The sequence below is a fragment of the Enterobacter cloacae complex sp. P15RS genome, from assembly GCF_014895905.1.
In the GTDB taxonomy this organism is placed as follows: domain Bacteria; phylum Pseudomonadota; class Gammaproteobacteria; order Enterobacterales; family Enterobacteriaceae; genus Enterobacter; species Enterobacter quasihormaechei.
On sequence record NZ_JADBQL010000045.1, the window covers coordinates 16,630 to 29,022 of the forward strand.

8 protein-coding genes are annotated in these 12,393 nt (G+C 52.4%); all 8 read right to left on the reverse strand.

The window, feature by feature from the left end:
- Positions 1–48: 48 nt before the first annotated feature.
- The 8 genes from rpoC to secE all read right to left on the reverse strand — a co-directional run bounded on the left by rpoC (position 49) and on the right by secE (position 12,139).
- Positions 49–4,272: a DNA-directed RNA polymerase subunit beta' gene (gene rpoC, locus IM267_RS20760; RefSeq protein WP_006810528.1), complete on the reverse strand. Its 4,224-nt coding sequence runs from the start codon at positions 4,270–4,272 to the stop codon at positions 49–51.
- Between the two features lie 76 nt (positions 4,273–4,348).
- On the reverse strand, positions 4,349–8,377 hold the full coding sequence (rpoB, locus tag IM267_RS20765) for a DNA-directed RNA polymerase subunit beta (RefSeq protein WP_015569976.1): 4,029 nt from the start codon (positions 8,375–8,377) through the stop codon (positions 4,349–4,351).
- Between the two features lie 319 nt (positions 8,378–8,696).
- A complete protein-coding gene (gene rplL / locus IM267_RS20770; RefSeq protein ID WP_002445276.1) occupies positions 8,697–9,062 on the reverse strand; it encodes a 50S ribosomal protein L7/L12 in 366 nt (121 codons plus the stop codon).
- Positions 9,063–9,128: 66 nt separating this feature from the next.
- Positions 9,129–9,626 carry a 50S ribosomal protein L10 gene (gene rplJ, locus IM267_RS20775; protein WP_003862338.1) on the reverse strand — a complete coding sequence of 166 codons (498 nt, stop codon included), beginning with the start codon at positions 9,624–9,626 and terminating at the stop codon, positions 9,129–9,131.
- Between the two features lie 289 nt (positions 9,627–9,915).
- Positions 9,916–10,620 carry a 50S ribosomal protein L1 gene (gene rplA, locus IM267_RS20780; protein ID WP_006810530.1) on the reverse strand — a complete coding sequence of 235 codons (705 nt, stop codon included), beginning with the start codon at positions 10,618–10,620 and terminating at the stop codon, positions 9,916–9,918.
- A gap of 3 nt (positions 10,621–10,623) precedes the next feature.
- The gene (gene rplK / locus IM267_RS20785) at positions 10,624–11,052 is read right to left on the reverse strand and encodes a 50S ribosomal protein L11 (RefSeq protein ID WP_003862340.1); all 429 of its coding nucleotides are present in this window, start codon (positions 11,050–11,052) and stop codon (positions 10,624–10,626) included.
- A gap of 156 nt (positions 11,053–11,208) precedes the next feature.
- A complete protein-coding gene (gene nusG / locus IM267_RS20790; protein ID WP_003862341.1) occupies positions 11,209–11,754 on the reverse strand; it encodes a transcription termination/antitermination protein NusG in 546 nt (181 codons plus the stop codon).
- Between the two features lies 1 nt (position 11,755).
- Entirely contained in the window at positions 11,756–12,139 is a 384-nt protein-coding gene (secE, locus tag IM267_RS20795) for a preprotein translocase subunit SecE (RefSeq protein WP_003862342.1), read from the reverse strand.
- Positions 12,140–12,393 lie beyond the last annotated feature (254 nt).

A 12,393-nucleotide genomic window follows, 5' to 3' on the forward strand; every position in this document is an offset into this window, starting at 1 on the left:
ATATAAAAAAACCCGCCGAGGCGGGTTTTTTATTTACGGCATCAACGATTACTCGTTGTCGGAACCGCCCAGACCTGCGTTCAGCAGTTCTGCAAGGCTCGCGGATGCATCTTCGGCAGTTACCTGCGGTGCAGCTGGCAGTTCGCCCGCTGCGCGACGACGCATACGATCCTGGTGGTACGCATAACCAGTACCGGCCGGGATCAGACGACCCACGATAACGTTCTCTTTCAGACCGCGCAGTTCATCACGTTTACCTGCAACAGCGGCTTCGGTCAGGACACGCGTGGTTTCCTGGAACGATGCTGCGGAGATGAAGGACTCGGTTGCCAGAGACGCTTTGGTGATACCCAGCAGATCGCGTGCGAAGGTCGCACCGATTTTGCCGTTCGCTTCCAGATCGCGGTTAGCGATCTTAACGCGTGAGTATTCAACCTGCTCGCCTTCCAGGAAGTCGGAGCTGCCCGCGTTTTCGATGGTGGCTTTACGCAGCATCTGACGAACGATAACTTCGATGTGTTTATCGTTAATCTTAACGCCTTGCAGACGGTATACGTCCTGTACTTCGTTAACGATGTAACGAGTAACAGCATGCACACCACGCAGACGCAGGATGTCGTGCGGCGCTTCTGGACCGTCGGAAACCACGTCACCACGTTCTACGCGTTCACCTTCGAACACGTTGAGCTGACGCCACTTAGGAATCATCTCTTCGTACGGCTCGCTGCCATCTACAGGCGTGATAACCAGACGGCGCTTACCTTTGGTCTCTTTACCGAAGGAGATGATACCGCTGATTTCAGCCAGGATTGCAGGCTCTTTCGGACGACGTGCTTCGAACAGGTCCGCAACGCGTGGCAGACCACCGGTGATGTCCTTGGTACCGCCGGATTCCTGAGGAATACGCGCCAGGGTGTCACCAGAGCTGATCTGTACGCCATCTTCCAGCTGTACAATCGCTTTACCCGGCAGGAAGTACTGCGCAGGCATATCGGTACCAGGGATCAGAACGTCGTTACCCTGAGCATCAACGATTTTCAGTGCAGGACGCAGATCTTTACCGCCGGTAGTACGTTCAGCAGAATCCAGAACCACCAGAGAAGACAGACCGGTCAGCTCGTCAGTCTGACGAGTAATGGTCTGGCCGTCGATCATGTCAGTAAAGCGGATGAAACCACTTACTTCGGTGATTACCGGCATGGTGTGTGGATCCCAGTTTGCAACGGTTTCACCGCCGGCAACCTGCTCGCCATCACCTTTCGCCATAACCGCACCATAAGGCACTTTATAGCTCTCTTTGGTACGACCGAATTCGTCGATCAGCTTCAGCTCGGTGTTACGAGAGGTCACAACCAGCTTGCCTGCGGAGTTAACAACAGACTTCGCGTTGCTGAGCTTGATGCTACCTTTGTTTTTCACCTGGATGCTGGATTCAGCAGCCGCACGAGATGCCGCACCACCGATGTGGAACGTACGCATCGTCAGCTGTGTACCCGGCTCACCGATGGACTGTGCCGCGATAACGCCGATGGCTTCACCTTTGTTGATGATATGGCCACGCGCCAGGTCACGACCGTAGCAGTGCGCACACACACCAAAGTCGGTGTCACAGGATACAACGGAACGTACCTTCACGGAGTCAACAGAGTTCGCTTCCAGCAGGTCACACCACTGTTCGTGCAGCAGGGTGTTGCGTGGAACCAGAATGTCTGCGGTGCCCGGCTTCAGAATGTCTTCCGCGGTCACACGACCCAGTACGCGATCGCGCAGCGGCTCTTTAACATCACCACCCTCGATAACCGGGGTCATGGTGATACCTTCGAGGGTGCCACAATCGTCTTCGGTCACAACCAGATCCTGCGCAACGTCAACCAGACGACGCGTCAGATAACCGGAGTTCGCAGTTTTCAGTGCGGTATCCGCCAGACCTTTACGCGCACCGTGCGTGGAGATGAAGTACTGGAGTACGTTCAGACCTTCACGGAAGTTCGCGGTGATTGGCGTTTCGATGATGGAGCCATCTGGCTTCGCCATCAGACCACGCATACCTGCCAGCTGACGAATCTGTGCCGCAGAACCACGCGCACCGGAGTCGGCCATCATGTAGATGCTGTTGAAGGAAACCTGCTGCTCTTCGACGCCGTCACGGTTAATCACGGTTTCGGTTTGCAGGTTGTCCATCATCGCTTTGGATACACGATCGTTCGCCGCTGCCCAGATATCGATAACTTTGTTGTAGCGTTCGCCTGCGGTTACCAGACCAGACTGGAACTGCTCCTGGATCTCAGCAACTTCAGCTTCCGCTTCAGAGATGATCTCGTGTTTCTTCTCTGGGATGACCATGTCATCGATACCAACAGATGCACCTGAACGCGCTGCATAAGCAAAGCCGGTGTACATTGTCTGGTCAGCGAAGATAACGGTCGGCTTCAGACCCAGAATGCGGTAACAGGTGTTCAGCATTTTGGAGATCGCTTTCTTGCCCAGCGCCTGGTTGACGATGGAGAAAGGCAGACCTTTCGGTACGATCATCCACAGAATCGCACGGCCAACGGTCGTGTCTTTCAGGCTGGTGTGCGCAACGAATTCGCCGTTTTCATCTTTTTCATATTCGGTGATACGCACTTTAACGCGCGCATGCAGAGAGGCCAGGCCAGCGCGATAAATACGCTCAGCTTCTTTAGGGCCAGTCAGCACCATGCCTTCGCCTTTGGCGTTAACACAGTCACGGGTCATGTAGTACAGACCCAGTACAACGTCCTGAGAAGGAACAATGATTGGCTCACCGTTCGCTGGAGACAGAATGTTGTTGGTAGACATCATCAGCGCACGCGCTTCGAGCTGGGCTTCCAGCGTCAGCGGTACGTGAACAGCCATCTGGTCACCATCGAAGTCGGCGTTATAAGCCGCACAAACCAGCGGGTGCAGCTGGATAGCTTTACCTTCGATCAGTACTGGCTCAAATGCCTGGATACCCAGACGGTGCAGGGTTGGTGCACGGTTCAGCAGTACCGGGTGTTCGCGGATCACTTCGTCCAGGATATCCCAAACGACAGCTTCTTCACGCTCAACCATTTTCTTAGCGGCTTTGATGGTGGTGGCGAGGCCACGCAGCTCCAGCTTGCCGTAGATGAACGGTTTGAACAGCTCCAGTGCCATTTTCTTCGGCAGACCGCACTGATGCAGACGCAGGTATGGACCTACGGTGATTACAGAACGACCGGAGTAGTCAACACGCTTACCGAGCAGGTTCTGACGGAAACGACCCTGCTTACCTTTGATCATGTCGGCCAAAGATTTCAGAGGACGTTTGTTCGAACCGGTGATCGCACGACCGCGACGACCGTTATCCAACAGGGCATCGACTGCTTCCTGAAGCATACGTTTTTCGTTGCGTACGATGATGTCCGGCGCAGCCAGATCCAGCAGACGTTTCAGACGGTTGTTACGGTTGATTACGCGACGGTACAGATCGTTCAGATCTGACGTTGCGAAACGACCACCATCCAGCGGAACCAGCGGACGCAGATCTGGCGGCAGAACCGGCAGAACGGTCAGGATCATCCACTCTGGCTTGTTACCAGACTGAACGAACGCTTCCAGCAGTTTGATACGCTTGGTCAGCTTTTTACGCTTGGTTTCGGAGTTGGTTTCGTTCAGCTCTTCGCGCAGAGTTTCACACTCTTGCTCCAGATCCATGCTCTTCAGCAGGGCCTGAATAGCTTCCGCACCCATCTTCGCGTCAAATTCGTCACCGAACTCTTCCAGCGCGTCCAGATACTGTTCTTCGGTCAGGATCTGGTTACGTTCCAGATTCGTCATCCCGCCTTCGATAACCACATAAGATTCGAAGTACAGAACACGTTCGATATCGCGCAGCGGCATATCCAGCAGCAGGCCGATACGGGACGGCAGAGATTTCAGGAACCAGATGTGAGCGGTCGGAGACGCCAGCTCGATGTGGCCCATACGCTCACGGCGCACTTTAGTCTGGGTCACTTCAACGCCGCACTTCTCACAGATCACACCACGGTGTTTCAGGCGCTTGTACTTACCGCACAGGCACTCGTAGTCTTTTACTGGCCCGAAAATACGCGCACAGAAAAGGCCGTCACGCTCAGGTTTGAACGTACGGTAGTTAATGGTTTCCGGCTTTTTAACTTCACCGAAAGACCATGAACGGATCATGTCTGGCGAAGCCAGAGCAATTTTGATCGCATCAAACTCTTCGGTTTTAGTTTGCGCTTTCAGAAACTTTAATAAGTCTTTCACGGATTTGCTCCCGTCGGAGTTAGCACACTCTGCTGTCGGGCGTTAGCCCGACAGCAGTGACCTGTTTGAGCGAGAATTACTCGTCTTCCAGTTCGATGTTGATACCCAGCGAACGAATCTCTTTCAACAGTACGTTGAAGGATTCTGGCATGCCCGGCTCCATCTGATGGTTGCCGTCTACGATGTTTTTATACATCTTAGTACGACCGTTCACGTCATCAGACTTAACGGTGAGCATTTCCTGCAAGGTGTATGCTGCGCCGTATGCTTCCAGCGCCCACACTTCCATCTCCCCGAAGCGCTGACCACCGAACTGAGCCTTACCACCCAGCGGCTGCTGAGTAACCAGGCTGTAAGAACCGGTAGAACGAGCGTGCATCTTGTCGTCGACCAGGTGGTTCAGTTTCAGCATGTACATGTAACCTACGGTTACCGGACGCTCGAACTGTTCACCGGTACGGCCGTCAAACAGCGTAATCTGACCAGACGTTGGCAGACCACCCAGTTGCAGCAGCTCTTTGATTTCAGCTTCTTTTGCACCGTCGAATACCGGCGTTGCAATTGGCATACCTTTGCGCAGGTTCTCTGCCAGACGCAGCACTTCTTCATCGCTGAAGGTGTTCAGGTCGACTTTCTGACGCACGTCGGTACCCAGATCGTAGGCACGCTGGATGAATTCGCGCAGTTTCGCGACTTCCTGCTGCTGTTTCAGCATGGCGTTGATCTTATCGCCGATACCTTTCGCAGCCATACCCAGGTGGGTTTCCAGAATCTGACCGATGTTCATACGAGACGGTACGCCCAGTGGGTTCAGTACGATATCTACCGGCGTACCGTTAGCATCGTGCGGCATATCTTCGATCGGGTTGATCTTAGAGATAACACCCTTGTTACCGTGACGACCTGCCATCTTATCACCAGGCTGGATCTGACGTTTAACAGCCAGATACACCTTAACAATCTTCAGCACGCCTGGTGCCAGATCGTCGCCCTGAGTGATTTTACGGCGTTTCGCTTCGAGTTTTTTCTCGAACTCGTGTTTCAGTTCGTCATACTGCTCAGCCAGCTGTTCCAGCTGATTTTGTTTCTCTTCGTCGGTCAGGCCCAGTTCCAGCCAGCGATCGCGTGGCAGTTTGTCGAGCTTCTCAGCTTCAACGCCACCGGCAACCAGCACCGCATAGATACGGCTGAACAGACCTGCTTCGAGGATCTGCAATTCTTCAGACAGGTCTTTCTTCGCCTGTTTGAGCTGCATCTCTTCGATTTCCAGCGCACGCTTATCTTTCTCAACGCCATCACGAGTGAAGACCTGAACGTCGATAACCGTACCGGAAACACCGTTTGGTACGCGCAGAGAAGAGTCTTTAACGTCAGACGCTTTCTCACCGAAGATTGCACGCAGCAGTTTCTCTTCTGGAGTCAGCTGGGTTTCACCTTTCGGCGTCACCTTACCTACCAGAATGTCACCGCCGGTGACTTCCGCACCGATGTAAACAATACCGGATTCATCCAGTTTGGAGAGCGCAGCTTCACCCACGTTAGGGATGTCGGCAGTGATCTCTTCTGGCCCCAGCTTGGTGTCACGGGACACACAGGCCAGTTCCTGAATGTGGATGGTGGTGAAACGATCTTCCTGAACCACACGCTCGGAGACGAGGATGGAGTCTTCGAAGTTGTAACCGTTCCACGGCATGAACGCTACGCGCATGTTCTGACCGAGCGCCAGTTCACCGAGGTCGGTGGACGGACCGTCTGCCAGCACGTCGCCGCGCTCAACTGGCTCACCCAGAGATACGCAAGGCATCTGGTTGATACAGGTGTTCTGGTTAGAACGGGTGTATTTGGTCAGGTTATAGATGTCGATACCCGCTTCGCCCGGATACATCTCGTCTTCGTTAACTTTGATAACGATACGGGATGCGTCAACGTACTGAACGGTACCGCCACGCTTAGCGACTGCCGTAACACCGGAGTCAACGGCAACAGCACGTTCCATACCGGTACCAACCAGCGGCTTATCAGCACGCAGAGTTGGAACGGCCTGACGTTGCATGTTCGCACCCATCAATGCACGGTTGGCGTCATCATGTTCCAGGAACGGGATCAGGGACGCACCGACGGATACCACCTGCTGGGTGGAAACGTCCATGTAGTCAACCTGGTCGCGGCTGAACAAGCTGGATTCGCCTTTGCTACGGCAGGTAACCAGATCTTCTACAAAGTGGCCTTCGTCATCCAGGTTGGAGTTCGCCTGAGCGATAACGTAGTTGCCTTCTTCGATAGCAGACAGGTAATGAATTTCGTCGGTAACCACACCGTCGGTCACTTTACGATACGGGGTCTCAAGGAAACCGTATTCGTTTGTCTGTGCATACACGGACAGGGAGTTGATCAGACCGATGTTTGGACCTTCAGGCGTTTCGATTGGACATACGCGACCGTAGTGAGTCGGGTGTACGTCTCGAACTTCAAAGCCTGCACGTTCACGGGTCAGACCGCCTGGGCCGAGTGCAGAGATACGACGTTTGTGCGTGATCTCAGACAGCGGGTTGTTCTGGTCCATGAACTGAGACAGCTGGCTGGAACCAAAGAACTCTTTCACTGCCGCAGAAATCGGCTTGGCGTTGATCATATCCTGAGGCATCAGGGTATCCAGATCGCCCAGAGACAGACGCTCTTTCACCGCACGCTCTACACGTACCAGGCCAACGCGGAACTGGTTTTCCGCCATTTCGCCAACGGAACGGATACGACGGTTGCCGAGGTGGTCGATATCGTCCACTTCGCCTTTGCCGTTACGGATATCGATGAGCTTCTTCATCACTTCGATGATGTCGTCTTTGCTCAGGATACCGGAACCTTCGATCTCGTCGCGCAGCAGAGAACGGTTGAACTTCATACGACCTACCGCGGACAGATCGTAGCGGTCTTCGGAGAAGAACAGGTTCTCGAACAGGCTTTCAGCCGCTTCGCGAGTTGGTGGCTCACCAGGACGCATCATGCGGTAGATTTCTACCAGCGCGCTCAGACGATCGTTGGTTGGGTCGACGCGTACAGTCTCAGAGATGTACGGACCGTGGTCCAGATCGTTGGTGAACAGCGTTTCGATACGTTTGTGGCCAGACTGGCTCAGCTTAGCCAGCAGATCCAGGCTCAGCTCCATGTTCGCCGGGCAGATCAGCTCGCCAGTTGATTCATCAACGTAATCTTTCGCGGCTACTTTTCCTGCAATGTATTCAACCGGAACTTCGATGTGTTTGATATCATCTTTTTCCAGCTGGCGGATGTGGCGCGCGGTGATACGGCGACCTTTTTCCACATACACTTTGCCGTCGGCTTCGATGTCGAACGACGCGGTCTCACCACGCAGACGTTCCGGCACCAATTCCATCTGCAACTTGTTGTCGCGGATTTCAAAGATCACTTTCTCAAAGAACAGGTCCAGGATCTGCTCAGTGGTATAGTTCAGTGCACGCAGAATGATGGTTGCAGGCAGTTTACGACGACGGTCGATACGGACAAACAGGTTGTCTTTTGGATCGAATTCGAAGTCCAGCCATGAACCACGGTAAGGAATGATACGTGCGTTATACAGTACTTTACCGGAAGAGTGCGTTTTACCTTTATCGCTGTCGAAGAAGACGCCCGGGCTACGGTGCAGCTGGGAAACGATAACACGCTCAGTACCGTTGATAACGAAAGTACCGTTGTCCGTCATGAGTGGAATTTCACCCATGTAGACTTCTTGTTCTTTAATGTCTTTTACGGTGCCTTCCGGCGCTTCGCGCTCGTAGATCACCAGACGCAGTTTTACGCGCAGCGGTGCGGAATAGGTCACGCCACGGATCTGACATTCCTGAACGTCAAACACCGGTTCGCCAAGGCGGTAGCTGACGTACTGCAGCTCGGAGTTACCGCTGTAGCTCTGAATCGGGAACACGGAACGGAAGGCTGCTTCCAGGCCGTACTGCCCTTCAGGATCTTGCTCGATAAACTTCTGGAACGAGTCAAGCTGGATAGAAAGGAGATATGGAATGTCCAGAACTTGTGGACGTTTACCAAAATCCTTACGAATACGTTTTTTCTCGGTATAGGAGTAAACCATAGGGTTCCTCAGCTCGCTGACAAGTCGACCCATCTGTCCGACGAAGGGACAGTTTGTGCAACACCATTTTGTGGACCGGAAAATTGAATACTTTCCGCAATACCTGTTGCTATCACGCTTAAACCATTTCATTGCGATTTACACAGAGCGAGCACCCTGTCGCAGTATATTAAGTCGTCGATAGAAACAAGCATTGTCAGGACAACCAGCAGTCAAACAGTGTGAAATGCTGCTGATGCCTTACAGCGCAAAAAGGCTGGTGACTAAAAAGTCACCAGCCATCAGCCTAATTGCTTAGGCTGCAACCAGAAAAGTTGGCTTATTTAACTTCAACTTCAGCGCCAGCTTCTTCCAGAGATTTTTTCAGTGCTTCTGCGTCATCTTTGCTCACGCCTTCTTTCAGCGCAGCTGGAGCAGATTCTACCAGGTCTTTAGCTTCTTTCAGACCCAGGCCAGTTGCGCCACGTACTGCTTTGATTACAGCAACTTTGTTCGCGCCAGCAGCTTTCAGAATTACGTCGAATTCAGTTTTTTCTTCAGCAGCTTCAGCCGGGCCCGCAGCTACAGCTACAGCAGCAGCAGCAGAAACACCGAATTTTTCTTCCATTGCAGATACCAGCTCTACAACGTCCATTACGGACATAGCTGCAACTGCTTCAATGATTTGATCTTTAGTGATAGACATTTAAATTGTTCCTGAAAATCAGAATAAGTTTATACGTAAGCAAATGCTTTATAAAGATAACTGCGATTAAGCAGCTTCTTTCGCATCGCGTACAGCAGCCAGAGTGCGAACCAGTTTGCCAGCCGCAGCTTCTTTCATGGTTGCCATCAGGCGTGCAATTGCTTCTTCGTAGGTCGGCAGGGTTGCCAGGCGATCGATTTGCGATGCCGGGATCAACTCACCTTCAAAGGCTGCAGCTTTGACCTCAAATTTTGCATTCGCTTTCGCGAACTCTTTGAACAGACGAGCAGCAGCGCCCGGGTGTTCCATAGAGTATGCAATCAGGGTCGGACCAACAAACGTGTCTTTCAGGCACTCGAACTGAGTACCTTCAACTACGCGACGCAGCAGGGTGTTACGAACAACACGCATGTATACGCCAGCTTCACGACCTGCTTTACGCAGTTCAGTCATTTTGTCTACAGTAACGCCACGGGAATCCGCAACTACTGCAGACAGCGCGCCTTTGGCTACTTCGCTGACTTCAGCAACAATCGCTTGTTTGTCTTGAAGATTTAAAGCCATTAGCTTTGCTCCTGGATGTTTGCCGGAACTCATGTTCCGGAACTCACTTCACTCAACCCAACGGGAAGAGCGTCTTAATACGGTGAGCAGAAACAAGCCAGAGTATTTAAAATAATCTTAGCGTTCTGTCACCGTCTACGCAGGGGATTAAGTTTCTTGCGAAACACCTGCGGTCTTCGACGGAGGCCTGGATAGGCCAGGCTCCAACGAACAATTCTTTTAGCCGCTAACTTTTGTTAGCAAACGTGGGGGTAAGATTGTAGACAAAATCACCGCCCACGTAAAGGCATTAGTTTGCAGCAGCGCTCAGGCCAGCCTGGTCAACTGCAACACCTGCACCCATGGTGGTGGAGATGCTAACTTTCTTGATGTACACGCCTTTCGCCTGAGTTGGTTTAGCTTTTTTCAGCGCAACCAGCAAAGCTTCCAGGTTTTCTTTCAGTTTGTCAGCGTCAAAGTCCACTTTACCGATGGTGGTGTGGATGATGCCGTTTTTGTCGTTACGATAACGAACCTGACCTGCTTTAGCGTTCTTAACCGCTTCAGCAACGTTAGGGGTTACAGTACCCACTTTCGGGTTTGGCATCAGGCCGCGTGGACCCAGAACCTGGCCCAGCTGGCCAACAACGCGCATTGCATCTGGAGAAGCAATAACAACGTCAAAGTTCATTTCGCCTTTCTTGATCTGATCAGCCAGATCTTCCATACCTACCAGTTCAGCGCCGGCAGCTTTAGCAGCTTCAGCGTTTGCACCCTGAGCAAATACAGCTACGCGAACGGAACGGCCAGTACCGTGTGGCAGTACAGTTGCGCCACGAACGTTCTGATCGGATTTACGAGCGTCGATGCCCAGGTTAACGGCAACGTCAACGCTTTCAACGAACTTAGCAGTAGCCAGTTCTTTCAGCAGAGCGATAGCTTCGTTGATGTCGTACTGTTTGGTCGCATCAACTTTGTCACGGATCACGGACATGCGCTTGGTCAGTTTAGCCATTTCTTAGTCCTCCACTACCAGGCCCATGGAACGTGCAGTACCTTCGATGGAGCGAGTCATCGCTTCAATGTCGGAACCAGTCATGTCGGCAGCTTTGGTCTGCGCGATTTCCTGCAACTGAGCGCGGGAAATTTTACCCACTTTGTCTTTGTTCGGCTTACCGGAACCAGACTTGATACCAGCCGCTTTCTTCAGCAGAACTGCTGCTGGAGGGGTTTTGGTAACGAAAGTGAAAGAACGGTCAGCGTAAACAGTGATTACAACTGGAATTGGCAGACCTTTTTCCATGGATTCGGTTTTGGCGTTGAACGCTTTACAGAATTCCATGATGTTCACACCCTGCTGACCCAGAGCTGGACCGACTGGTGGACTTGGGTTCGCCATACCTGCTGCAACCTGCAGCTTGACGTAGGCTTGTACTTTCTTAGCCATTCTAAAATCCTCTGATTGGGTAATAACGCCTCGGAGAGGCTCCCCGTGAATAAAATTCGTTTTACGGGCCGGGGCCCATAAAAACAAAAGGCGCGAAATTGTACTCCAATCTCGCGCCCTGTGCAACGATTAAATCGTCGCTTTTTTGATCGCTGCTTAGGCTTTTTCTACCTGGGCGAAGTCCAGTTCTACCGGGGTCGCACGACCAAAGATAGAAACGGAAACTTTCAGGCGGGACTTCTCGTAGTCCACTTCTTCGACGACGCCGTTAAAGTCAGCAAACGGACCGTCGTTAACACGAACCATCTCACCCGGTTCAAACAGCGTTTTCGGACGCGGCTTATCACCAACCTGCTGGAGGCGGTTCATAATCGCATCAACTTCTTTGTCGCTGATTGGCGCCGGACGGTCAGATGTGCCGCCGATAAAGCCCATCACGCGCGGTACGCTGCGCACCAGGTGCCAGCTCGCGTCGTTCATCACCATCTGAACCAGCACGTAACCCGGGAAGAATTTACGCTCGCTTTTGCGACGTTGGCCGCCACGGATCTCGACCACTTCTTCGGTCGGCACCATGACTTCGCCAAATAACTCTTCCATATTGTGTAATTTGATATGCTCACGCAGCGACGTAGCTACGCGGCCTTCAAAACCGGAAAACGCCTGAACGACGTACCAGCGCTTTTTAGGGGCTTCAGACATCTCAGAACCTCAGGCCAGTGATAAAGGATACCAGGCGAACCAGAATACCATCCAGTCCCCACAGGATCAGTGACATTACAGCGGTTACCGCCGCTACAATCAGCGTGGTGTGCAATGTTTCCTGGCGAGTCGGCCAAATGACCTTGCGGACTTCGGTACGCGCTTCGCGGGCAAACGCAACGGTCGCTTTGCCTTTTGTCGTCAACAGCGCGACACCACCCGCCGCAGCAATCAGAATTACCACTGCAAGCGCGCGTAGCGGCAGCATCATGTCACGATAAAGATAGTTGCCGACAATCGCCACAATCAGCAGCACGGCTACAACTACCCATTTCATCGCTTCCAGGCCGCGCCCGCTCCCTTGAGCTTCGGTATTCGCACTCATAAACCAACCTGTCAGAAGTATTCTACAAACATTTTCACCCCGCGAGTGCGAGGCAAACCAATCGAAATGCTATTCGCTTTTCGTATTATACGCTCTCCGCAGAGCCTGTCTCAGCAATGATTATGACAAAATTAATCACTGATGAGCCAGGTTCTGATGTGAAAGCGTGCAAAAAGGGCATCAAATGATGCCCTTTTATTGCGCATTGCGTCAAATGTTATCAGCGATTAGCCGAGAACTTTAGCAACAACGCC

Coding starts and splice junctions, on each gene's coding strand:
- secE (WP_003862342.1), bottom strand. CDS start 12,139: ATGAGTGCGAATACCGAAGCTCAAGGGAGCGGGCGCGGCCTGGAAGCG.
- rplA (WP_006810530.1), bottom strand. CDS start 10,620: ATGGCTAAACTGACCAAGCGCATGTCCGTGATCCGTGACAAAGTTGAT.
- rplL (WP_002445276.1), bottom strand. CDS start 9,062: ATGTCTATCACTAAAGATCAAATCATTGAAGCAGTTGCAGCTATGTCC.
- nusG (WP_003862341.1), bottom strand. CDS start 11,754: ATGTCTGAAGCCCCTAAAAAGCGCTGGTACGTCGTTCAGGCGTTTTCC.
- rpoB (WP_015569976.1), bottom strand. CDS start 8,377: ATGGTTTACTCCTATACCGAGAAAAAACGTATTCGTAAGGATTTTGGT.
- rplK (WP_003862340.1), bottom strand. CDS start 11,052: ATGGCTAAGAAAGTACAAGCCTACGTCAAGCTGCAGGTTGCAGCAGGT.
- rplJ (WP_003862338.1), bottom strand. CDS start 9,626: ATGGCTTTAAATCTTCAAGACAAACAAGCGATTGTTGCTGAAGTCAGC.